The 21,758-nt window shown below is 74.5% G+C and carries 25 protein-coding genes; 11 read left to right on the plus strand and 14 right to left on the minus strand.

The features are described from left to right. Positions 1 to 437: zf-HC2 domain-containing protein (locus tag AB0E96_RS14515; protein ID WP_359822889.1), on the minus strand; the 437-nt coding region annotated here is incomplete at its 3' end. Positions 438 to 559: 122 nt separating this feature from the next. Next, positions 560 to 1,405, minus strand: coding sequence for an RNA polymerase sigma factor SigE (sigE, locus tag AB0E96_RS14520; RefSeq protein ID WP_359822951.1), 846 nt, complete (start codon positions 1,403 to 1,405; stop codon positions 560 to 562). A gap of 174 nt (positions 1,406 to 1,579) precedes the next feature. Between sigE and AB0E96_RS14525 the strand changes: the two genes are divergently transcribed. After that, positions 1,580 to 2,212 (plus strand): O-methyltransferase, encoded by a 633-nt coding sequence (locus AB0E96_RS14525; protein WP_359822953.1) that lies wholly within the window; start codon positions 1,580 to 1,582, stop codon positions 2,210 to 2,212. A 190-nt stretch (positions 2,213 to 2,402) separates the two neighbouring features. Here the strand turns inward: AB0E96_RS14525 and AB0E96_RS14530 are convergent, their stop codons facing one another. After that, the gene (locus AB0E96_RS14530) at positions 2,403 to 2,570 is read right to left on the minus strand and encodes a DUF3117 domain-containing protein (RefSeq protein WP_074001376.1); all 168 of its coding nucleotides are present in this window, start codon (positions 2,568 to 2,570) and stop codon (positions 2,403 to 2,405) included. 297 nt (positions 2,571 to 2,867) lie between these two features. Here AB0E96_RS14530 and AB0E96_RS14535 point away from each other — a divergent pair, with 297 nt between their 5' ends. Then, on the plus strand, positions 2,868 to 3,668 hold the full coding sequence (locus AB0E96_RS14535; protein ID WP_359822892.1) for an enoyl-CoA hydratase-related protein: 801 nt from the start codon (positions 2,868 to 2,870) through the stop codon (positions 3,666 to 3,668). Here the strand turns inward: AB0E96_RS14535 and AB0E96_RS14540 are convergent. Together AB0E96_RS14540 and AB0E96_RS14545 are read right to left on the minus strand one after the other, a co-directional pair. Next, positions 3,665 to 4,270: a DNA-3-methyladenine glycosylase I gene (locus tag AB0E96_RS14540; RefSeq protein ID WP_359822894.1), complete on the minus strand. Its 606-nt coding sequence runs from the start codon at positions 4,268 to 4,270 to the stop codon at positions 3,665 to 3,667. The genes AB0E96_RS14535 and AB0E96_RS14540 overlap by 4 nt on opposite strands. Then, a complete protein-coding gene (locus tag AB0E96_RS14545) occupies positions 4,267 to 4,707 on the minus strand; it encodes a DivIVA domain-containing protein (RefSeq protein WP_359822897.1) in 441 nt (146 codons plus the stop codon). Before AB0E96_RS14545 ends, AB0E96_RS14540 begins: the two co-directional genes overlap by 4 nt. Positions 4,708 to 4,888: 181 nt before the next feature. On the opposite strand from AB0E96_RS14545, the gene folP reads away from it, so the two are divergent. Then, a complete protein-coding gene (folP, locus tag AB0E96_RS14550) occupies positions 4,889 to 5,701 on the plus strand; it encodes a dihydropteroate synthase (RefSeq protein ID WP_359822956.1) in 813 nt (270 codons plus the stop codon). Between the two features lie 2 nt (positions 5,702 to 5,703). Here the strand turns inward: folP and AB0E96_RS14555 are convergent, their stop codons facing one another. Together AB0E96_RS14555 and dapE are read right to left on the minus strand one after the other, a co-directional pair. After that, a complete protein-coding gene (locus AB0E96_RS14555; protein ID WP_359822899.1) occupies positions 5,704 to 6,513 on the minus strand; it encodes a TIGR00730 family Rossman fold protein in 810 nt (269 codons plus the stop codon). A 111-nt stretch (positions 6,514 to 6,624) separates the two neighbouring features. Continuing rightward, complete coding sequence (dapE, locus tag AB0E96_RS14560) at positions 6,625 to 7,701, minus strand: succinyl-diaminopimelate desuccinylase (RefSeq protein WP_359822901.1); 1,077 nt, start codon at positions 7,699 to 7,701, stop codon at positions 6,625 to 6,627. 164 nt (positions 7,702 to 7,865) lie between these two features. Between dapE and AB0E96_RS14565 the strand changes: the two genes are divergently transcribed. Together AB0E96_RS14565 and AB0E96_RS14570 are read left to right on the plus strand one after the other, a co-directional pair. Then, positions 7,866 to 8,948, plus strand: coding sequence for a hypothetical protein (locus AB0E96_RS14565; protein ID WP_359822904.1), 1,083 nt, complete (start codon positions 7,866 to 7,868; stop codon positions 8,946 to 8,948). 302 nt (positions 8,949 to 9,250) lie between these two features. Continuing rightward, on the plus strand, positions 9,251 to 10,054 hold the full coding sequence (locus AB0E96_RS14570; protein ID WP_359822906.1) for a hypothetical protein: 804 nt from the start codon (positions 9,251 to 9,253) through the stop codon (positions 10,052 to 10,054). Positions 10,055 to 10,141: 87 nt separating this feature from the next. Here AB0E96_RS14570 and dapC read toward each other — a convergent pair whose 3' ends face one another. Continuing rightward, complete coding sequence (dapC, locus tag AB0E96_RS14575) at positions 10,142 to 11,290, minus strand: succinyldiaminopimelate transaminase (RefSeq protein ID WP_359822909.1); 1,149 nt, start codon at positions 11,288 to 11,290, stop codon at positions 10,142 to 10,144. Between the two features lie 20 nt (positions 11,291 to 11,310). After that, the gene (gene fdxA, locus AB0E96_RS14580) at positions 11,311 to 11,637 is read right to left on the minus strand and encodes a ferredoxin (RefSeq protein ID WP_030061559.1); all 327 of its coding nucleotides are present in this window, start codon (positions 11,635 to 11,637) and stop codon (positions 11,311 to 11,313) included. 199 nt (positions 11,638 to 11,836) lie between these two features. On the opposite strand from fdxA, the gene AB0E96_RS14585 reads away from it, so the two are divergent. After that, positions 11,837 to 12,781 (plus strand): GNAT family N-acetyltransferase, encoded by a 945-nt coding sequence (locus tag AB0E96_RS14585; RefSeq protein WP_359822913.1) that lies wholly within the window; start codon positions 11,837 to 11,839, stop codon positions 12,779 to 12,781. A 123-nt stretch (positions 12,782 to 12,904) separates the two neighbouring features. After that, entirely contained in the window at positions 12,905 to 13,777 is an 873-nt protein-coding gene (locus AB0E96_RS14590; RefSeq protein WP_359822915.1) for a transglutaminase-like domain-containing protein, read from the plus strand. 12 nt (positions 13,778 to 13,789) lie between these two features. Here AB0E96_RS14590 and AB0E96_RS14595 read toward each other — a convergent pair whose 3' ends face one another. Next, the gene (locus AB0E96_RS14595; RefSeq protein WP_359822917.1) at positions 13,790 to 14,419 is read right to left on the minus strand and encodes a response regulator transcription factor; all 630 of its coding nucleotides are present in this window, start codon (positions 14,417 to 14,419) and stop codon (positions 13,790 to 13,792) included. A gap of 61 nt (positions 14,420 to 14,480) precedes the next feature. On the opposite strand from AB0E96_RS14595, the gene AB0E96_RS14600 reads away from it, so the two are divergent. Further along, complete coding sequence (locus AB0E96_RS14600) at positions 14,481 to 15,419, plus strand: MerR family transcriptional regulator (protein ID WP_359822919.1); 939 nt, start codon at positions 14,481 to 14,483, stop codon at positions 15,417 to 15,419. After that, the gene (locus AB0E96_RS14605) at positions 15,419 to 15,919 is read left to right on the plus strand and encodes a GNAT family N-acetyltransferase (RefSeq protein ID WP_359822921.1); all 501 of its coding nucleotides are present in this window, start codon (positions 15,419 to 15,421) and stop codon (positions 15,917 to 15,919) included. Before AB0E96_RS14600 ends, AB0E96_RS14605 begins: the two co-directional genes overlap by 1 nt. 32 nt (positions 15,920 to 15,951) lie before the next feature. Here AB0E96_RS14605 and AB0E96_RS14610 read toward each other — a convergent pair whose 3' ends face one another. Genes AB0E96_RS14610 through murJ form a run of 3 tightly spaced genes read right to left on the minus strand, consistent with a single transcriptional unit; the run spans position 15,952 to position 18,225 of the window. Then, on the minus strand, positions 15,952 to 16,308 hold the full coding sequence (locus AB0E96_RS14610) for a hypothetical protein (RefSeq protein WP_359822924.1): 357 nt from the start codon (positions 16,306 to 16,308) through the stop codon (positions 15,952 to 15,954). Between the two features lie 13 nt (positions 16,309 to 16,321). Further along, on the minus strand, positions 16,322 to 16,654 hold the full coding sequence (locus AB0E96_RS14615) for a hypothetical protein (RefSeq protein WP_359822926.1): 333 nt from the start codon (positions 16,652 to 16,654) through the stop codon (positions 16,322 to 16,324). Further along, positions 16,654 to 18,225: a murein biosynthesis integral membrane protein MurJ gene (gene murJ / locus AB0E96_RS14620; RefSeq protein WP_359822929.1), complete on the minus strand. Its 1,572-nt coding sequence runs from the start codon at positions 18,223 to 18,225 to the stop codon at positions 16,654 to 16,656. The genes AB0E96_RS14615 and murJ overlap by 1 nt, the downstream gene beginning before the upstream one ends. Positions 18,226 to 18,368: 143 nt before the next feature. Here murJ and AB0E96_RS14625 point away from each other — a divergent pair, with 143 nt between their 5' ends. Both AB0E96_RS14625 and AB0E96_RS14630 read left to right on the plus strand, forming a co-directional pair. Beyond that, on the plus strand, positions 18,369 to 19,043 hold the full coding sequence (locus AB0E96_RS14625) for a response regulator transcription factor (RefSeq protein ID WP_359822932.1): 675 nt from the start codon (positions 18,369 to 18,371) through the stop codon (positions 19,041 to 19,043). Next, the gene (locus AB0E96_RS14630) at positions 19,037 to 20,446 is read left to right on the plus strand and encodes an ATP-binding protein (RefSeq protein ID WP_359822934.1); all 1,410 of its coding nucleotides are present in this window, start codon (positions 19,037 to 19,039) and stop codon (positions 20,444 to 20,446) included. The genes AB0E96_RS14625 and AB0E96_RS14630 overlap by 7 nt, the downstream gene beginning before the upstream one ends. 44 nt (positions 20,447 to 20,490) lie before the next feature. Here AB0E96_RS14630 and AB0E96_RS14635 read toward each other — a convergent pair whose 3' ends face one another. Next, positions 20,491 to 21,753 carry a histidine kinase gene (locus AB0E96_RS14635; RefSeq protein WP_359822936.1) on the minus strand — a complete coding sequence of 421 codons (1,263 nt, stop codon included), beginning with the start codon at positions 21,751 to 21,753 and terminating at the stop codon, positions 20,491 to 20,493. Positions 21,754 to 21,758: the final 5 nt, after the last annotated feature.

Genomic DNA, 21,758 nt, shown 5'->3' on the forward strand with positions numbered 1-21,758 from the left:
TGAAGGTCCGCCCCTCGGCCACCGCTTGTGCTGCCTCCTCTACCGTCGAGCCGGCTGCCGCCGAGCGTGCCGGTGGCGGCGACCCCGCCGCCGGGCAGGTCGTCGTCGTCATCGCGGCGCCCGCGCCCGGGCGGCCAGTCGCCGTCCGCCGGGGCGTCCTCGGGGAGGTTGCCGACGGCCATCAGGCGGGCCATCAGCGCGGAGGACGGGCCGGGCGTGCCGGTGCGGGTCAGCATGTGCTTGACGGCGCGGCCCTCGTCGGCCTCGGCGAGGCACTGGGGGCAGGTCGCCAGGTGGGCCTGGACCCGGTCGCGCGAGTCGTGGCCGAGCTCGCCGTCCAGGAAGGCGGAGAGGCGCTCGCCGAGGTGGTGGTCCTCGGTGGGTGCGGCGGGGCGGACGGGCAGCGCGCGCAGCGCCGTGTCCGCGGGCAGGGACACCGCGGGCAGCACGGGCTCACCGGGTTCGTCGCCTCCGCGACGGCCCGGCAGGGCCCAGCCCCGTCGGCTCGGAGACCGGTCGGACGCGTCCGACCGGTCCGAGCCGGACCGGCTGGTTCCGCTCACGATCGCCTCCGTCCGCGCCCACCGGGCGCGACCGCGGCCTCGACCGCGCCGACGCCGACCGGCACCGGCTCCTCCGAGCCGCCGCGGCGCTCACGGCCGGGGGCCGAGCCGGGGGCGCGGTGCTTGAGCGCGGCGCGCAGGTGCGAGCGGCCGCGGTGGATGCGGCTGCGGACGGTGCCGAGCTTGACGCCCAGCGTGGCGGCGATCTCCTCGTAGGACAGGCCCTCGATGTCGCAGAGCACCACGGCGGCGCGGAACTCCGGCGCGAGGGTGTCCAGGGCGTGCTGCACGTCGGCGTCGAAGTGGGTGTCGCTGAAGTGCTGGGCCGGGCTGGGCTCGCGGGAGGCCAGCCGCTCGGCCGCGTCCTCGCCGAGCGCGTCGAAGCGGATGCGCTGGCGGCGGCGGACCATGTCCAGGAAGAGGTTGGTGGTGATCCGGTGCAGCCAGCCCTCGAACGTGCCGGGGGTGTAGGTGGACAGCGAGCGGAACACCCGGACGAAGACCTCCTGGGTGAGGTCCTCGGCGTCGTGCTGGTTGCCCGTCAGGCGGTAGGCGAGGCGGTAGACCCGGGCGCTGTGCGCCTCGACGATCTCCTCCCAGGTGGGCGGAGTCCAGGTCTGCGCGTCGGGACCCTCGGTGAAGGTCGCGAGGGCGGGGGCCTCGTTGGCACCGCCGGCCGGCGTCGCGGCCACGGACTTGTCCAGGTCGGAGTGCGCAGACTGGTTCATCACGGGCTTCGGCGTACGGGCCGACGCGGTGCCGCGGGAGTGCCGCCGCACAGGGACGTCGCCCTCGGCCACACCTCCTCGGTCGGCTCTTCTGCCCAGCAGGGCCACCACCATATCCACCTCACCCGTCAAGCCCGGATAAAAGTGCCCGGGCGGTCTTCCGCACCCGGTCCGACATGACAACGGCCCGCCGCCGTACGCGGTTCCCGGTCGGCCAGTAATCTGTGCCAGGAAATATCGACATCCCCCGGCACCGGGCCGCCACCCGGGGCTCCGAAAGAGGCAGCCATCAGCGAGTTCGGGCCCGCGCGCGCGGCCCTCGCCGACACCTACGTGGGCGAGGACGCGGTGCTGACCTACGCCCGGGCGCAGTCCGCGCGAACCGGGATACGGGCGATCGGACCGAGCGGAGGGGCCTGCCTGCGGCTGCTGGCCGCCGCACTGGACGCCAAGGCGGTGGCCGAGATCGGCACCGGCACCGGGGTGTCCGGGGTCTACCTGCTGCGCGGAATGCGGCCGGACGGCGTGCTCACCACGGTCGACACGGAGCCGGTGCGCCAGCAACTGGCCCGCGAGGCGTACCAGGCGGCCGGGTTCGCGACCAACCGCTCCCGGTTCATACCGGGCCGGGCGCTGGAGGTGCTGCCCCGGCTCGCCGACGGCCAGTACGACCTGGTGTTCTGCGACGGCGATCCGGCCGAGTCCTGCGAGTACCTGCGGGAGGCGCTGCGGCTGCTGCGGCCGGGCGGGATGGTCTGCTTCGAGGGCGTCTTCCAGGAGGGCCGACTGGCCGAGCCGGAGCTCCAGGACCCACAGACCGGAGCGGTCCGGGACCTGGTCCGGGACGTGCGGGAGAGCGAGGCGCTGCTGCCCGCGCTGCTGCCCGTGTCGGACGGGCTGCTCTGCGCCGTCAAGCGCTGAGCCGGGGGCCCGGGGCGACGGGCCCCGGGGGCCGCGGCCCCACGGACTCAGGGACTCAGGGGCTCAGGGGCTCACGGGCTCACGGGCTCACGGGCTCACGGGCTCAGGAAAACGTGCGGACCCGGGCCGACATGACGTCGTACCCGGGCCCGGCAGCACATCTCCAGGAGATGGCGAGCACCTGCTGCGGTCAGCCGCAGGCCTTCTTCAGGGCCTCGCCGAGGGCCTGAGCCTCGTCAGGCGTGAGCTCCACCACGAGGCGTCCGCCGCCTTCGAGCGGAACGCGCATGATGATGCCCCGCCCCTCTTTGGTGACTTCGAGCGGGCCGTCACCCGTCCGCGGCTTCATGGCCGCCATGCTCGTTCCCCTTCCTGCAACCGCTCAGCTACGCACCGGCAGTCCGTCCACCGCCGGTATCGAACGCATTGATCGGAAGCCATTATCCCGCATGCCACGGGCTGATGACCAACATCACTCTCGGTGCAACCACGGCCGGACCGCCCCCAACCGCCGCAAACCACGCCATAAGCCCCGGCGTGGCGGCGGTACGGACACCACTGGAAGGTGCGATACCTCACACTCCCCAGGCCCCCGTGTGCTCCGGCATCCTGACACACACGACTGACACCGCCACGATCCCGGGAGCCCTCACCCATGTCCGATTCCGTGCTGTACGAGCTGGACGGCGGCCTGGCCGTCATCACCATCAACCGCCCGGAGGCGATGAACGCGCTCGACGTCGCCACCAAGATCGCGCTGCGCGACGCCGTGTCCGCCGCGTCCGCGGACCCGGCGGTGCGGGCCGTCCTGCTCACCGGGGCGGGCGAGCGGGCGTTCTGCGTCGGGCAGGACCTGAACGAGCACCTGGCCCTGCTCAAGCGCTTCGAGGAGACCGGCGAGGGCGCGCTGCGCACCGTCGCCGAGCACTACAACCCGCTGACCCGGGCACTGGCCGGGATGCGCAAGCCGACCGTCGCCGCGGTCGGCGGGGTGGCGGCCGGCGCGGGCGCCTCGCTCGCCTTCGCCTGCGACTTCCGGATCCTGTCCGACCGGGCCGGCTTCAACACCGCCTTCGCCGGGATCGCGCTGACCGCCGACTCCGGCGCCTCCTGGACGCTGCCCCGGCTGGTCGGGCACGCCCGGGCCACCGAGCTGCTGATGCTGCCCCGGACGGTCAAGGCCGCCGAGGCGATGGAGCTGGGCCTGGCCACCAGGGTGGTGCCGGCCGAGGAACTCGCGGCCACCGCACGGGCCTTCGCCCGCGAGCTGGCCGAGGGCCCGACCGTCGCCTACGGCGCCATCAAGGAGTCGCTGGCGTACGGCGCCTCCCACTCGCTGGACGAACTCCTCGACAAGGAGGACGAGTTGCAGACACTGGCGGGCGAGAGCGAGGACCACCGGATCGCGGTGCGCGCCTTCATCGCCAAGGAGAAGCCGAAGTACCTGGGCCGCTAGGACTTCCTCCCGGCGCCGGCGCCGGTGCGGACGTGGCAGTCCGCCAGGTGGTCGTCGACCAGTCCGCAGGCCTGCATCAGCGCGTAGGCGGTGGTCGGGCCGACGAAACGGAAACCCGCCTTCTTCAGCGCCTTCGCCAGCGCCGTCGACTCCGGTGTGACGGCCGGCACCTCGCCCAGCGAGCGGGGGGCCGGCCGGTCCGGGTCCCCGGCGAACTGCCAGACCAGCGCGTCCAGGCCGCCCTCCAGGTCGCGGGCGACCCGCGCGTTGGCGATCGCCGCCTCGATCTTGGCCCGGTTGCGGATGATGCCGGTGTCGGCGAGCAGGCGCTCCTTGTCCGCCTCGCCGAACTCGGCGACCCTGGCGATCTCGAAGCCCGCGAACGCGGCCCGGAAGCCCTCGCGGCGGCGCAGGATGGTCAGCCAGGACAGGCCGGACTGGAAGGCCTCCAGGCAGACCCGCTCGAACAGCGGGTCGTCGCCGTGCACCGGGCGGCCCCACTCGGTGTCGTGGTAGATCCGGTAGTCGTCGGTGGAGTCGCCCCAGCCGCAGCGGCGCAGCCCGTCCGCTCCGAGCACCGCGCCCTCGGCCGCGGCCGTCACGTGTCCGTCCCCGGCTTGGCGTCCTCGGGGGCCGGCTCCCCGGCCGACTGCTTGGCGAGCACCACGGCCGGCTCGACCACCTGGGCGAACTGCTCCAGGCCGGGCAGCGGCTCGGCCGCCGGGTCGGGGGCGTCGGTCGCCTCGACCGCGCCGCGCAGGTGGGCGGCGGCCTCCAGCTCGGCGATCCGCGCGTCGCGGTAGGCGAGTTCGGCGCCGAGGCGGTCCAGGACGTCGTCCACCTCGTCCATCCGGTAGCCGCGCAGCGCCATCGGCAGGCGCAGCTCGTCCACGTCCGCCTTGCCCAGCGGGCGGTCCTGCGGAAGTCGCGCGGAGATCCGGTCCGGTACCGCATCCGGCATCGAGCCGCCCCCGCCGAGCGCCACCAGGGCGGCGCCTCCGACCACCACGGCCATGGCGACCACGATCACCCAGAACACGAGCTGTCCTCCCGAACTCCCGGCCGGTCCGCTATGTGGTGGCAGGTAACCACACTGATCATGACAGCATGGTCCCTTAGTGAGGCCGGGGGCCATCATCGCACCCGCAGGAGCTGTGGAGGAGACATCGGTGGCACTGCGCCTGGGACCGCGGGAATTCGGTGACGACGAGCTGGTGATCATGGCGATCGTCAACCGGACGCCGGACTCGTTCTTCGACAAGGGCGCGACCTTCGCCGACGAGGCCGCGTTCGCCGCGGCGGACCGGGCGATGGCCGAGGGCGCCGCGATCCTGGACATCGGCGGGGTGAAGGCCGGGCCGGGCGACGAGGTCACGGTCGAGGAGGAGCTGCGGCGCACCGTGCCCTTCGTGGCCGAGCTGCGCAAGCGCCACCCCGAGGCGGTGATCAGCGTCGACACCTGGCGGCACGAGGTCGGCGAGGCGGTCTGCGAGGCGGGCGCGGACCTGCTGAACGACGCCTGGGGCGGGGTCGACCCGAAGCTCGCCGAGGTGGCCGCCCGGTACGACGCCGGGCTGGTCTGCACCCACGCGGGCGGCGCCGAGCCCCGCACCCGGCCGCACCGGATCGGGTACGAGGACGTGATGGCGGACATCCTGCGGGTGACCGTGGGGCTCGCCGAGCGCGCGGTGGAGCTGGGCGTGCGGCGGGACGCGGTGATCATCGACCCGGGGCACGACTTCGGCAAGAACACCCGGCACTCGCTGGAGGCCACCCGGCGACTGCCGGAGATGACCGCGACCGGCTTCCCGGTGCTGGTCTCGCTCTCCAACAAGGACTTCGTCGGCGAGACCCTGGACCGTCCGGTGAACGAGCGGCTGCTCGGCACCCTGGCCACCACCGCCGTCTCGGCCTGGCTGGGCGCGCGGGTCTACCGGGTGCACCAGGTCGAGGAGACCCGCCAGGTGCTGGACATGGTCGCCTCGATCCGGGGCACCCGCCCCCCGGCGGTCGCCCGCCGGGGTCTCGCCTGACCCTAGATCTCGCCGGCGGGCCGACGGGCGTCGGCGAGGATCTTCATGACCTCGTCGATCTCGTCGGTGATGTGGAACAGCTCCAGGTCGTGCGGGGCCGCCTTGCCCTGCTCGACCAGGGTGTTCTTCAGCCACTCGTGGAGGCCGCCCCAGTAGGCGCTGCCGTAGAGGATCACCGGGAAGCGGGTGACCTTCTTCGTCTGCACCAGGGTGAGCGCCTCGAACAGCTCGTCCAGCGTGCCGAGGCCGCCGGGCAGGACCACGAAGCCCTGCGAGTACTTCACGAACATCGTCTTGCGGACGAAGAAGTAGCGGAAGTTCAGTCCGAGGTCGACGAACTCGTTGAGGCCCTGTTCGAAGGGCAGCTCGATGCCGAGCCCGACGCTGAGGCCGCCCGCCTCGGAGGCGCCGCGGTTGGCGGCCTCCATCGCCCCCGGGCCGCCGCCGGTGATCACCGCGTAGCCGGCCTCGGCGAGGGCCCGGCCGATGGCCACGCCCGCCTCGTACTCGGGCGAGCCGACGGGCGTCCGGGCGGAGCCGAAGACGCTGATCGCGGTCGGCAGTTCGGCGAGGGCGCCGAAGCCCTCGACGAACTCGGAGGTGATCCGCAGCACCCGCCACGGGTCGGTGTGCAGCCAGTCGGTGGGACCGGTGGTGTCCAGCAGGCGCTGGTCCGTGGTGCTCGTGCCGACCTGGTCCCGGCGCACCAGCACCGGGCCCTTCTGCTTCTCGGGCCAGGCCTTCTTCTTCCGCGGCACCCCGACCTGCTCGGGACCGTGGCCGTACTGCTTCTCGTCTCCTGTGCCTGTCATGACGAAACCCTACGCCCGCCCTCCCCCGTTTTCAGGCAACGGGGGAAGGTCGGTTGGGCATCCGGAAGGTGGCGTTCGACCGCCGGGCGGACGGGCGGCGCCGGGCACGGCTCAGCTGGTCAGCCAGGCGCGCAGCCGCTCCTCGACCTCGGCGATGGCGCTCAGCGAGCAGTGCTCCTCGCGCTTGTGGGCCAGGTTCGGGTCGCCGGGACCGTAGTTGACGGCCGGGACGCCGAGCGCGCTGAACCGGGCGACGTCCGTCCAGCCGAACTTGGCCCGGGCCTGGCCCCCGGTGGCCGCCAGGAAGGCCTGGGCGGCCGGCTGGGAGAGTCCGGGCAGGGCGCCCGGGGCGAAGTCGGTGACGGTCAGTTCGAAGCCGTCGAAGACCTCGCGCACGTGCTTCTCCGCGTCCGCCTCGCTGCGGTCCGGCGCGTAGCGGAAGTTGACCGTGACGACGCACTCGTCCGGGATCACGTTGCCGGCCACGCCGCCGTCGATCCGGACGGCGTTCAGGCCCTCGCGGTACTCCAGGCCGTCGATCTCCACCCGGCGCGGCTGGTACCGGTCGAGCCGGCCGAGCACCTCGGCGGCGTGGTGGATGGCGTTGTCGCCGAGCCAGCTGCGGGCCGCGTGGGCGCGCACGCCGGTGAGCCGCACCTGCGCCCGCAGGGTGCCCTGGCAGCCGCCCTCGACCATGGCGCCGCTGGGCTCCATCAGCACCGCGAAGTCGCCCGCCAGCCAGTCCGGGTGCTCACTGGCGAGGTGGCCGAGGCCGTTGCGGTGGGCCTCCACCTCCTCGCAGTCGTAGAAGACGTAGGTGAGGTCGCGGTTGGGCTCGGCGAGGGTGGCGGCGAGGCGCAGCTGGACGGCCACGCCGGACTTCATGTCCGAGGTGCCGCAGCCGTAGAGCAGGTCTCCCTCGACGTACGAGGGGAGGTTGTCGGCGATCGGCACGGTGTCCAGGTGGCCGGCCAGGACGACGCGCTCGGCCCGGCCCAGGTTCGTGCGGGCGACGACGTTGTTGCCGTGGCGGTCGACGGTGAGGTGCGGGTAGCCGCGCAGCGCGGTCTCCACGGCGTCGGCGAGCGCCTGCTCGTCGCCGCTCACCGAGGGGAAGTCGACGAGTCGGGCGGTCAGCGTGCCGCCGTCGAGAGTGAGGTCCAGGGGCGTCGGGTTCGGGCTGCTCATGGGCGCCAGCCTAGTCCGCGGCCCGGTCCGTCCGGTGCCGCGCGCCGGGCCCGCCGGCGCGGGCCGCGGGGGCGAGTGGGCGGGTGGCGGCAACCGGAGGGCGCCGCACATCCGTCCGAGTGGGTACGGTGTCGGATCAAGGTGCAGGCACGAGAGGGGCGAGGGTGGCCAGGAGAAGGAGCAGCGGGGAACCGGGCGACGAAGAGGAGCCCACCCGCCGCCGCGGGCCGCTGCGCGCCCTGCTGATGGTCATCGTCGGGCTGCTCGGCCTGGCCCTGGTCGCCGGCCTGGCCGTGGTCGGGATCTGGTGGTTCGGCTTCAAGCCGGGCGCGTCCGAGGAGTGCACGGTGAAGACCGCGGCGGGCAGCGGGACGCTGGAGCTGCCGCAGGCCGCCAACGCCGCGACGATCGCCGCGGTGGCGCGCTCGCGCGGGTTGCCGGACCGGGCCACCACGATCTCGCTGGCGACCGCCATGCAGGAGTCCAAGCTGCGCAACCTCGCGGGCGGCGACCGGGACTCGATCGGCCTCTTCCAGCAGCGGCCGTCGATGGGCTGGGGCACCCCGGCGCAGATCGCGGACCCGGTGTACGCGACCAACAAGTTCCTGGACGGCCTGGTCAAGGTCCCCGGCTACACCCGGATGCCGCTGACCGACGCCGCGCAGACCGTGCAGAAGAGCGGCTACCCGCAGGCGTACGCCAAGCACGAGACCAAGGCGACCCTGCTCACCTCGGCGCTGGCCGGCCGGGAGCCCGCCTCCTTCTCCTGCGTGGTGCACGACTACGCCAAGCCGGACCCGGCGGACTCCGCCTCCGGCGCGGCGGGCGCCACCCCGGGCGCCACCCCGGGCGCCGGCGCCACCCCGGCCGCGGCGCCGGACCGGGCCCAGGTGCTGTCCGACCGGGTGCGCCGGGAGTTCGGCCGCACGGTGACCCCGGCGACCGGCTACGCCTCGACCATCAAGGGCGCCGAGAACGCCGTCTCGCTGACCCCGGACCCGGCCACGGCCGCGCTGACCTCCGCCCCGGACGCGGAGGCGGACGGCGGGGTGAGCGCCGAGCGGGCGAGCGGCTGGGAGGTCGCCCACTGGGCGGTCGCCCAGGCGCAGCAGCTGGGCATCGCGACGGTCGCCTACGACGGGAAGATCTGGCGCAAGTCCAAGTCCGAGGACGGCTGGCAGACCCAGACCTCGGGCACCTCGACCAAGCTCGTCCAGGTCACTCTGGCCCCGGCCGACAAGAGCTGACGCACGGGTGTTCGGGTTGCCGCCGGACGGGTGATTCCGGTCAACCGTGGTGGACCGACCGCCCGTTCCGGCGAACCGGGCTGGAGAACCGTCACTCCCCTTGGCCGGGGCCGGTTCGAGGGCGTCCGACCGGGCCCCGCGGACACCCCCACTGCAGTCGTACGATCCGATGGTCGGCGAGGAATCTTCCTTGCACCGGCCGAAACCTTCTGGCTTCTCAAGCGGTAACAACGTCGTCCGCCCGGTCGGCCACGCCCGGTCCCTGGGCGGACGGACGGACCCAGACCCCTTCGAGGAGCCCCATGTCTCACCCCCTCACGCGCCGGATCGCCCAGGCCGCGCTCGTCGTGGCCGCAGGAGCGACCCCGTTGCTCGCGGCCGGCTCCGCGTCCGCCCTGGGCGGGGACGCCCTGCTGCCCAAGAGCGACCTCGCGGCACCGCTGGGCCAGCTGACCAACTCCGACGCCGGCTCCACCCTCCAGCACACGACCCACGAGCTCGGCGAGGCCGCCGGCACCACCGGCGCGGCCACCGTCGCCGCCGGCGTGCCGGCCTCCGCCGACGCCGCGGGCAACATCGTCGCCCAGCAGCTGCCCGAGGCCAACGAGAAGGCCGGCTCGCTGACCGCCCCGGTCGACCAGACCGCGGCGACCGCGGGCCAGCTCTCCTCGGTCACCCCGAAGGTCGCCTCGGCGCTGGCCGGCAAGCTCGGCGAGGCCGTCACCGGCAAGGCCGCGGACACCCGCAGCGCCACCGCCGGCACCGGCCCGCTCGGCGGGCTGACCCAGGCCGGCTCCGTCACCCAGGCCCTGCCGGGCACCGAGAGCGTCACCGGCGCCGTCCCCGGCGGCACCGCCGTCGCCGACGCGCTGCCGGTCGGCGCGGTGCAGCGCGCCCTGCCGCTCGGCTCGGTCGAGCGGGCCCTGCCGTCCGACCTGCCCGCCACCGACGTGCTCGGCCTGGCCGAGCACGGCTCGGCCAACCGCCTCGGCGGTGCCGACCTCGGCCAGAACAACCCGCTGGGCGGCCTCACCGGCGCGCTCGGCCCGCTCGGCGGCCTGCTGGGCGGCCTCAACGGCGGCGGCCTCGGCGGCCTGCCGCTGTAGGACCGTCCGCGCACAGGATGCGGAGAACCCGGTGGGGGCGGGTGTCACGGACACCGGCCCCCTCCGCCGTACGCTCCCCGAGTGCGGTCAGCGCGCCGCGCCCAGCCGCTCCACGGCCGCGGCGACCCGCTCGTCGGTCGCCGTGAACGCGACCCGCACGAAGCGGTCGCCGGCCGGCCCGTAGAAGTCGCCGGGCGCCACCAGGATGCCCAGCCCGGCCAGTTCGGCCACCGTCTCCCAGCACGGGCGGTCCTGGGTCGCCCACAGGTAGAGGCTGGCCTCGGAGTGCTCGATCCGGAAGCCGTACGCCTCCAGCGCCGCCCGCAGCGCCGAGCGCCGGGCCGCGTACCGCTCGCGCTGCTCGGCCACGTGCGCGTCGTCCGCGAGCGCGGCGACCGTCGCCGCCTGGACCGGCGCCGGCACGATCATGCCGCCGTGCTTGCGCACCTCCAGCAGCTCCCTGACCACCACCGCGTCGCCCGCCACGAAGGAGGCCCGGTAGCCGGCCAGGTTGGAGCGCTTGGAGAGCGAGTGGACGGCCAGCAGGCCCTCGTGGTCGTCGCCGCAGACGTCCGGGTGCAGGACGGAGACCGGCTCGGCCTCCCAGCCCAGCTCCAGGTAGCACTCGTCGCCGACCAGCAGCACCCGGTGCTCCCGGGCCCACTCGACGGCGCGGCGCAGCTCGTCCGCGCCCAGCACCCGGCCGGTCGGGTTGGACGGCGAGTTCACCCAGAGCAGGCGCACCCGGGAGCCGTCCAGCTCCTCCACCGAGTCGTACTCGACCGGCTCGGCGCCGCACAGCCGGGCACCCACCTCGTAGGTCGGGTACGCCAGGCGCGGGTAGGCGACCTGGTCGCCGGGGCCGAGGCCGAGCTGGGTCGGCAGCCAGGCCACCAGCTCCTTGGAGCCGACGGTCGGCAGCACGGCCTGCGGGCCGATCCGCGCGCCGAGGCGGCGGTGCAGCCAGCCGGCGATCGCCTCGCGCAGCTCCAGCGGGCCCCAGACGGTCGGGTAGCCGGGGGTGTCGGTGTGTGCCGCCAGCGCCTTCTGGATCACCTCGGGGACCGGGTCCACCGGGGTGCCGACGGAGAAGTCGCAGAGCCCGCCGGGGTGGGCCAGCGCGGTCTTCTTGTACGGCTCCAGCTTGTCCCAGGGGAAGACCGGGAGGCTGTCGGAAACGCGGCGCGCCGCCCCCGGGTGGCCCGGGAACGGCGCGCGCGTGCTGTTGGTGCTCACAGCTGATGTGCCACCGATCGTCAGTGGTCGGCGTTCTGCGGCGGCAGAGCGGCGATGAACGGGTGGTCACGCTCGATCAGGCCGAGCTTCGAGGCGCCGCCGGGCGAACCCAGGTCGTCGAAGAACTCGACGTTCGCCTTGTAGTAGTCCTTCCACTCCTCCGGAGTGTCGTCCTCGTAGAAGATCGCCTCGACCGGGCAGACCGGCTCGCACGCGCCACAGTCGACACACTCATCCGGGTGGATGTAGAGCGATCGCTCGCCCTCGTAGATGCAGTCAACCGGGCACTCTTCGATGCACGCCTTGTCCTTCACGTCGACACAAGGCTGCGCGATGACGTAGGTCACGCTGTCGTTCCTCCTCGGAAGGGCCTGGTGGCCCGTTCTGTTCTGCTGCCGTGCGCGGTGAGCGCGGCGTCGTCGATGCCCGCCCCTAGTATCGCGGGTCGGAGACCGCGAATGCACAGGAGGTGGCCAGATGGCGACGGACAACCCGGTCGGCGGCCGTCCGGAGGTCCGGATAGATCGCTCTGACGTGGGACGACGCGTGTCCGTCCGGCGCCTCTCGGAGTTCGTGGACGACCGGCCGGTGTTCCGGGATTCGATCGGCGTGCTCACATCGTGGGACGATCTTGGGTTGACGATCGTCCCGCGCTCCGGCGATCCGGTCTTCTTGCCGGAGAAGTTGCTGGTCGCGGGCAAGGTCGTGCCGCCGTTTCCGGCCCGGCGCGCGCCCCTGCCGGCCGCCGGGCCGGTCGAACTGCAGCGGATCGCGGGACGCGGCTGGCCGGCCGTCGAGCAGGAACCGCTCGGCGAGTGGACGCTGCGCGCCGCGGCCGGGTTCACCCGGCGGGCCAACTCCGTCCAGGCCCTCGGGGACCCGGGGCTGCCGCTGCCTCAGGCCCTGGAGGCCGTCCGCGCCTGGTACGCGGCGCGCGGACTGCCCGCGTACGTCGAGGTGGTCACCCCCGGCTCGCCCGGGCCGCTGCTCGCCGAACTCGACCGGCTCGGGGCCGGGTACGCGCCCACCCTCGTCCGCACCGCCCCGCTGACCGGGCTCGCCCGGGCCGGCGCCGGGCACGGGAAGGTGCGGCTGGCGCGGACCGCGGACGACGGGTGGCTGTCGCTGTACCGGCGGGTGAGCGGCGACCCGGCGGTGGAGGAGGCGGCCCGGCAGGTGCTGCACGGCGGGCCCTCGGTCTGGTTCGCCACCGTGCCGGGCGCCCCCGGACAGCCCCCGCTGGCGATCGGACGCTGCGTCATCGAGGGAGCCTGGGCCTGCTTCGGCGCGATCGAGGTCCAGCCGTACGCCCGGCGGGCCGGACTGGCGACGGCGGTCATGGCGGTGCTCGCCTCGCGCGCGGCCGAGGAGGGCGCCGGCGGCGGGTACCTCCAGGTCGAGGCGGAGAACGCCGGGGCGATCGCGCTCTATGACGGGCTCGGCTTCACGACCAGTCACACTTACCACTACGCCCTGCTTCCCCAGGGGTAGCCGCCGGGCCGTACCGTCCGTCCGGACCCGCCCGCCCGACCCGTCCGGAACCGACCGATCCACCCGCCCGTCCGATCGCCCGCCGCCTTGTCCGTCCGCCGTACGAAAGCCGTCGCCGTCACCGTGACCGAGCAGAGCAGAGACCGCTTCCGGACCGCCGCCCGCGCCGAGCAGCCCGACCCGGTGCTGCTGTGCCTGCTCGCCGCCGCCGAGCACGGCATGGTGCCCGACCCCGGCGACCCCGGCGAGCCGCCGGGCGTGGACGCGCTGCTCGCCGCCTGCGAGGCCGCGCTGGAGCGGCACGCGGCGGCGGTCCGGGTGGCGGTCGCCGAACGGGCGCCCACCGGACCGGAGGAGACCGCCGCCCTGCTCGCCGCCGTGCTCGGCGGCCGGGAGCGCTTCCACGGACGGCAGTCGGACTACCGGCGGCTGGAGTCCTCGCTGCTGCCCGAGGTGCTGCGGCGACGGCGAGGCCTGCCGATCACGCTCTCCCTGGTCTGGATGGCGGTCGCACGGCGGGCCGGGCTGACCGTCCACGGCATCGCGCTGCCCGGCCACTTCATCGTCGCGGTCGGCGGCCCGGCGGGCGGCGAGGAATACGTCCTGGCCGACCCGTTCCACGGCGGCCGGCTGCTCGACCCGGAGGACGTCGAGCGGCTGGTCGCCGCCGCCGGGCAGGAGTTCACCCCCGCGCTGCTCACCCCGGCCCAGCCGCTGGAGATCGTACTGCGGGTGCTCGGCAACATCCGGGTCTGGGCCGCCGACCGCCCCGAGCACGCCCGCACCCAGCTCTGGGCCACCGAACTCGCTCTGCTGCTGCCCCGGCACCCCGCCCAGCTGCGCCTGGAACGGGCCGAACTCCTCGTCCGCACCGGCGACTTCCTCGGCGGATCGGCGGAGATGGACGCCTACGCGCAGATCCTGGACGCCTTCGACCCGGACACCGCCGCCAAGGTCCGGCAGGAGGCCCGGGCGGCCCGGCACCGGCTCAACTAGGGCGCGTCCCGGCTACAGCCAGCCCTTCTCCCGGGCGATCCGGACCGCCTCGGTGCGGTTGCGGGCCTCGGTCTTCTGGATCGCCATCGACAGGTAGTTGCGCACCGTCCCCTCGGACAGGTGCAGCCGCCCGGCGATGTCCGCGTTCACCGCGCCGTCGGCGGCCGCGCCCAGCACGTCCCGCTCGCGCTGGGTCAGCGGATTGGCGCCCTCGGCCAGCGCGGCGGCGGCCAGCGCCGGGTCGATCACCCGCTCGCCGCGCAGCACCCGGCGGATCGCCTCCGCCAGCTCGGCGGCCGGCGCGTCCTTCACCAGGAAGGCGTCCGCGCCCGACTCCATCGCCCGGCGCAGGTACCCGGGCCGGCCGAAGGTCGTCGCGATGACCACCTTGGTCCGGGGCGCCCGGCGGCTCAGCTCGGCCGCCGCCTCGATGCCCGTCATCCCCGGCATCTCGATGTCCAGCACGGCGACCTGCACGTCGTTCGCGAGCACCGCCGCCACCACCTCGTCGCCGCGGCCGACCTGCGCCACGACGTCGATGTCCCCCTCCAGCCCGAGCAGCGCGGCCAGCGCCTCCCGGACCATGCCCTGGTCCTCGGCGAGCAGGACGCGGATCGAGGCCCCGTTGTCAGTGTCGTTCATGGCCACGACCTTAGAGGGCGGGGTTGAGTCTCCCGTAGGGGGAGACGCCAAGCTGGACCGCATGGACGGCAGCGACACCCTCTACTCGATCGGCGACCTGGCCCGGCGCACCGGACTCACCGTCAAGACCATCCGGTTCTACGCCGACACCGGCCTGGTGCCGCCCACCGACCGCACCGCCGCGGGCTACCGGCGCTACGACGTCCACGCGCTCGCCCGGCTGGACCTCGTCCGCACCCTGCGCGAGCTCGGGCTCGACCTGCCGGCGATCCGCCGGGTGCTGGAGCGGCAGGCCCCGCTGCGGGAGGTCGCCGCCGCGCACGCCGAGGCGCTGGAGGTGCAGATCCGCACGCTCCGGCTGCGCCGGGCGGTGCTGCTCGCCGTCGCCCAACGCGGTTCCACACCCGAGGAGATGAGACTCATGCACAAGCTCGCCAAGCTCTCCGACGCCGAACGGCGGCGTCTGGTCCACGACTTCATCGACGAGGCCTTCGGCGGCCTGGACGCCAACCCGGAGTTCGTCGCCATGATGCGCTCCGCGATGCCCGAACTGCCCGACGAGCCAAGGGCGGAGCAGGTCGAGGCCTGGGTCGAACTGGGTGAACTCGTCCAGGACCCGGACTTCCGCGCCTCGGTGCGCAGGATGGCCGAACAGCAGGCCGCCGAGCGGGCCGAGGGCGACCGGGGCGGGCTGCACCACGCCCTCACCGAGGCCGTGCGGTCGCTGGTCGGCGGCGCCGTCGAAGTCGGCACCGACCCCGCCTCCCCCGCCGCCGGCCCCGTCGTCGACACCCTCACCGCCGCCTATGCCGAGACCTTCGGCCGGCCCGACGACGAGGAACTGCGCCGCTGGCTCCTGGCCCGCCTGGAGACCGCCGCCGACCCGCGCGCCGAGCGCTACTGGCACCTGCTGTCGGTCATCAACGGCTGGCCCGTCCCGGAGAGCCTGACCGAGGTATTCCGGTGGTTCACCGAGGCCCTGCGCGCCAGACTGGCGTGATGCCCGTCCTGGAACCGCTGCGCCCCGACCACGCCGAAGCCCTGCTGGCCTTCGAACGCGCCAACCGCGCGTACTTCGCCCGCAGCATCCCGGACCGCGGCGACGCCTACTTCGCCGAGTTCGCGGAGCGCCACGCCGCCCTCCTCGCCGAACAGGCCGAGGGCGTCTGCCGGTTCCACATCGTCCGCGACGCGGCCGGCCACCTGGTCGGCCGCGTCAACCTCGTCGACCTCGCCGACGGCAGTGCCGAACTCGGCTACCGGATCGCCGAGTCCGCCGCCGGCCGGGGCCTCGCCACCGCCGCCGTGGCCGAGGTCTGCCGCCTCGCCGTCACCGCGTACGGCCTGCGCGCGCTCACCGCCATGACGACGGTGGACAACCCCGCATCCCGGGCCGTCCTGCTCCGCAACGGCTTCAAGTGCCGGTACGAGTTCCTCTTCGACGACCGCCCCGCCCTCGCCTACCGCCGTGTCCTCGCCGGCCCCGCCGCTCAGGCGTAGGCGGCCGGCCGGGCCCGCTGCCCGGACGGGCGCTACGCCGGCAGCCAGCGCCGGGCGGCCTCGACGCTGTCGGCGATGCGGGTGTTGAAGGCGAGGGCGGCCCCGGGGGCGTGGCGGCGGACCAGGTTGACCACCAGCTCGAAGAAGGGCAGCGCCGGTTCGGGCTTGCGGATGCCGCCCCCGATGACGACGACGTCCCAGTCCCGGTCGGAGAGGGCCGCCACGACGGCGGGTTCGGCCGTGTCGTCGGGCGCGACCAGGGCCGCGGTGGCGTCGATGCCGTGCTCGGCGAAGCGGGCGAGTTCGGCGTCGAGCACGGCCGTCACGGCGTCGCCGTCCATGCCGGGTACGCGGTGCGGGTCGAAACCGAGGACGAGAACGGTGGGCATGCCCGGAAGGACGCTACCGCGGCCGCCCGGGTTCCCCGTCGAGGAAGCGGGCCGCGTCCGCGAGGGTGAGCTTGGGGTCGCTCCAGGAGCAGACCTCCAGCCAGGAGAGCCGGCCGTCCTCGGCGAAGAGGAGGATCTCGCCGTCGGAGCCGATGGCCGCCTCGGCCACCACCTCCGAGCGGGCGCCGTCCGCGACGCCCGCGAACAGCGCCGTGCTGCAGCCGCACCGGCAGCGGGACTCCACGCGCAGGTCCGGGACCTGGGCGCGCAGGGGGTGGCCCTCGGGGAGGAGGACGTGGAGGACGCGGGCGACGTCGGCGGGGAGCGAGGCGGGCAGGAGAGTCATCAGCGGCGGCCCAATCGTGCGGTGAGGACGGACAGTTCTTCGATCCGGAGGAGGCGGGCGAGCAGGAGGTACCCGGCGGCGAGGACGGCGGCGGCCGGCAGCAGGCCGTACCGGGCCGTCCACCAGGCGGCGCCGGCCGCCGGGAGAGCGGCGAACAGCAGCACCACGTGGTCGCCCAGGACCCGCAGCGGGCCGAGGCGCCGGCGCAGCAGCACGGCGGCTGCCAGGACGGTCAGCAGGAACGATCCCCCGTAGCAGCCGGCCATCCCGGTGACGGCCCAGCGCAGCGGCAGCAGCCGGTGGCAGAGCAGCGCCCCCAGCGCCGTGGCGGCGACCGGCAGCAGGTTGAGCAGGAACGGCGTACGGCTGTCGCCCAGCGCGTAGAAGACGCGGGTCAGCGCGTAGCCGGCGGAGTACAGGACCAGGCCGGGCGCGAAGGCGGTCAGCATCCCGGCGATGGCCCGCACGTCGGCGGAACCGGTGCTCCCGTGCCCGAAGGCGAGCGCGCACAGCTGCGGCGCGAGGACCGCGAACCCGCAGGCCGCCGGGACGGTGACCACCGCGACGGTGCGGAGGGTACGGGCGAGCAGCGCGCGCACGGCCCGCGGGGCGTCGGCGGCCGCGCTGAGCGCGGGCACCGCCGCCGTCACCAGCGACACCGTGACCACCCCGTGCGGCACGATCCACAGCAGGTAGGCGCTGCTGTAGGCGGTGTACCCGACGCCCGGCAGCCCGGCCGCGGCGGCCCGCTCGCCCACCGAGGTCGACAGCCTGGTCACCACCCAGTACCCGGCCTGGTCCGTGAGCACCAGCAGCAGCGTCCATCCGGCGGCCCGCAGCGGCTCGCCGAGCCCCGCCCGCCGCCAGTCCCAGCGCGGGCGCAGCCGCACCCCGGCGGCGCGCAGGCAGGGCAGCAGCACCAGGGCCTGCGCCACCACGCCGGCCGTCGTCCCGGCCCCGAGGACCAGCAGGTCGCCGTCGTCGAAGGAGCGCCGGCCGAGGTACCGGGCGAACACCCCGATCACCACCAGGTTGTTGAGCACCGGCGCCCACGCCATCGGCGCGAACCTCCGCCGGGCGTTGAGGAGCTGCCCGAGCACGGTGAACAGGCCGTAGAAGAACACCTGCGGCAGGCACAGGTACGCCAGCAGCACCGTCCGGTCCAACTGGCCGCCGCCGTACGAGGTGTACGCCCGCACCACGTACGGCGCGCCCGGCACCACCACCGCCGTCAGCACCAGCAGGGCGGCCACCAGCACCGTCACCAGCCGGTCGACGTGCGCCGCCCCGCCGTCCGCCGACTCCCGCGCGGTACGCACCAGGTGGGGCACCAGCGCGGTGTTCAGCGCGCCGCCGATCAGCAGCACGAACAGGAGGTTGGGCACCGTGTTGGCCACGTTGTAGCCGTCCGCGAGCGGCCCCGAGCCGAGCACCGCCACCAGCAGCGCGGAACGGACGAACCCGGTGGCCCGGGAGACCACCGTCCCGGCCGCCATCACCAGGCCGGGCGGCAGGGCGCGGCGCGGCCCGCGGTGCCGGGCCGGCACCGCGGGGCCCTCCAGAACGGTCATCCGCCGCCGCCTCCCACGCCGAGCGCCGACCCGGACGGGTCGGCGGGAACGGCGAGAGCATGCGCCGACGCCCCTGAAGCGGGGCTGAGGAAGCTGAAGACGGCTTAAGGAACGGATCCGGCGCCGGTGGCATCCTGATCCGCATGGAGATTCTGATGGTGGAGGACGACGCCCAGGTCGCGGCGGCCGTACGGCGCGGCCTGGAGGCCGAGGGCTACACCGTCGACCTCGCCCCGGACGGCCTCACCGGTCTGCGGCTGGCCCGGCGGCACGCCTACCGGGCGATCGTGCTCGACATCATGCTGCCCGGCCTGAACGGCTACAAGGTGTGCGAGGCGCTGCGCGCCGACGGCGTCACCACCCCGATCCTGATGCTGACCGCCAAGGACGGCGAGTACGACGAGGCCGAGGGCCTGGACACCGGCGCCGACGACTACCTCACCAAACCGTTCTCCTACCTGGTGTTCCTGGCCCGGCTGCGCGCCCTGATCCGCCGCAGCCGGACGCCGGGCCCGCTGCTGCGGGTCGGCGACCTCTGGCTGGACCCGGCGGGCCGCCGCTGCGGCCGGGGCGGCGCCGAGATCACCCTCACCGAGCGGGAGTTCGCCGTGCTGCGCTGCCTCGCCGAGCACCCCGGCGAGGTGCTGTCCAAGCGGAGGATCGTCGACGAGGTGTGGGACATCGCCTTCGACGGCGAGGAGTCCATCGTCGAGGTGTACGTCAGCATGCTGCGCCGCAAGGTGGACACCCCGTTCGGCGTCCACTCGATCACCACGGTGCGCGGCGCCGGCTACCGGCTGGAGACGGCGTCGTGCTGAACCGGCTGTCCACCCGCCTGCGCACCTCGCTGGCGGCCGGACTGGCCGCGCTGCTGCTGCTCGGCGGCGGCGCCTGGTGGCTGCGCGACCACCTGTACGAGACCCAGCTGGAGGCCGCCCGCGCGGAGGCCGGGTCGCAGTCCCGCGAGATCAGCAACGGCTTCAAGTACGGCCGGCAGCTGGTGGACGCCTGGACGGTGCCGTACGTGGTGCTGGACGGCGACGGCCGCGTGCTGGTCATGGGCGGGACGCTGACCACCCAGCACGTGGTCGGTCCCCCGCCGGCGGCCGTCCCGCACCTGGCGCCCGACAACTGGCAGTCGGTCCAGCGGATCGCCATCGCCCCCGCGGACACCGCCGCGGCCAACCGCTACTCGGGGCGCGCCTTCACCGCGATGGGCAGCTGGAGCCCCCTGCTGCGCGAGGACGGGGACCGGACCAAGCCGATGGTCGGCCCGTTCACGGTGTACGTGCTGGCCACCCCGTTCTCCGCCGAGGCCTCGCTGCGCACCATCGACCCGGTGCTGTGGCTGGGCGTGCCGGTCGCCGCGCTGCTGGTCGCGGTGATCGCCTGGGCGGCGACCAGCCGGGCGCTGCGCCCGGTGGAGGCGATCCGCGCCGAGCTGGCCGAGATCGGCGAGCACCGGCTGGACCGCCGCGTCCCGGTGCCGCCCGCCGGCGACGAGCTGACCCGGATGGCCCGGACCACCAACGCCACCCTGGACCGGCTGGAGCGCTCGGCCGTGCAGCAGCAGCGCTTCGTCGCGGACGCCTCGCACGAGCTGCGCAGCCCGATCGCCGCGCTGCGCACCAATCTGGAGGTCTCGCTGGCGCACCCCGAACGCACCGACTGGCCGGCCGCGACCAGGGAGGCGCTCACCTCGGTCGAACGCCTCCAGCAGCTCACCGAGGACCTGCTGTTCCTGGCCCGGGGCTCGCACCCGGCGGCGGCCGGCCAGTTCGCCCCCGTCGACCTGTCCGCCGTGCTGCGCGAGCTCGCCGACCAGTACCGCCCGGCGCTCGGCGCCGGGATCGCCCTGCGGGTGGAGGCGGGCGAGGCGGTGCTGGTGCGCGGCAGCCGCATCCGGCTGCACCGGCTGGTGCGCAACCTGCTGGACAACGCCCGGCGGCACGCGTCCGCCGAGGTGGTGCTGTCCGTACGGCAGACCGCGCGCGCCTGCGTCCTGGAGGTCCGGGACGACGGCCCGGGCGTGCCGCCGGAGGACCACGAGCGGATCTTCGAGCCGTTCACCCGGCTCGACGAGGCCCGCAGCCGGGACGCCGGTGGCAGCGGCCTGGGCCTGGCCATCGCGGCGGACATCGCCACCCGGCACGGCGGCACCCTGCGGGTCGCCCACGCCCCGCGCGGCGCCCGCTTCGTGCTGGAACTGCCGTCCGGCTGAGGCCTCGGCCGCAGGGCGCGGGGGCCTGAACGCGGATTGCGGGGCTAACGCGACTCGGGGACCGGAGCCGGAGCCGGCGCGGCCGCCGGCCGCAGCGGCACCGAGGCCCGCAGCCGGAAGCCCCGGCCGCGCTCCCCCGGCCCGGTCTCCAGCCGCCCGCCGACCAGCGCCAGCCGCTCCTCGAGCCCGGACAGGCCGTTGCCCGGCTGGGACTTGCCCGGCCCGCGCCCGTCGTCGGCGACCTCCAGGACGGCGTAGCGCTCGCCGCTCGCCTCCCAGCTCTCGTCCGCCGTCACCGTGCAGACGGTGGCGCCCTCGCCGTGCCGCACGACGTTGGTCACGGCCTCGCGCAGCGCCCAGGCCAGCGCCCCGGTCTCCTCCTCGGCCAGCGTCGGCCAGGCGTCCGCCAGTTCGGGCGCGGCCTCCAGCCGGATCTGCGCGGCGGCCAGCGCGGTGCGGGCGGCGGCCAGTTCGACCGGCAGGGTCGGGCGGCGGAAGCCGGTCACCGCCTCCCGGACGTCGATCAGCGACTGCCGGGCGACCTGCTCGATGTCGGCGACCTGTGCCCGCGCCGCCTCGTCCTTGCCGGCGTCCATGAACCGCCCGGCCAGCTCGCTCTTCAGGGTGATCAGCGACAGCGAGTGCCCGAGCAGGTCGTGCAGGTCGCGGGCCAGCCGCAGCCGCTCCTCGGAGGCGGCCAGGTGCGCGACGGCGGCCCGGGCCTCGCGCAGCTCCTTCATGGCGGCGACCAGCCGCTGCAGTCCGGTCATCGCGACGCCGGAGAGGAAGGCGCTGAGCGCGAAGGTGGAGACGTTGTCGATGCCGGCGCCGATGCCCACCCCGACCGCCGCGGTGAGCACCCCCATGGCGACCAGCCCGCGCAGCGCGTACCGGGCCGGAACGATGATCGCGACGCACACCGAGGCGTAGATGAACAGCGTCAGGAAGGCGGGACCGAGGACGACCGAGGCGGCGACGGCGAGCCCGACCATGGTCGTGACGATCGCCAGGCAGGCCCGCGGCCGCATCCCGGCCTGCGAGCGGAAGATCACCAGCAGCACGTAGGCGGCCATGAACCCGGCCAGGCAGCACCAGCCGAACACCGTCCCGGCCGTGCTGTGGCCGCCGTTCAGCAGGTCGCCCGCCGGGTAGGCCAGGTAGAGCATCCACAGCAGCATCCAGGCGACCTTGACCAGCAGCTGCCGCCTGCTCTCCACCGGGGAGCCGGGCACGTTCATGAAGGACGCGCGCGCCACGCCCGCCCCCGGGGGTTCCTCGGGACGGTGGGCCTGGCGCGCGTCGTTCATGTCGG

It is taken from the genome of Kitasatospora sp. NPDC036755 (genome assembly GCF_040636595.1).
GTDB lineage: Bacteria > Actinomycetota > Actinomycetes > Streptomycetales > Streptomycetaceae > Kitasatospora.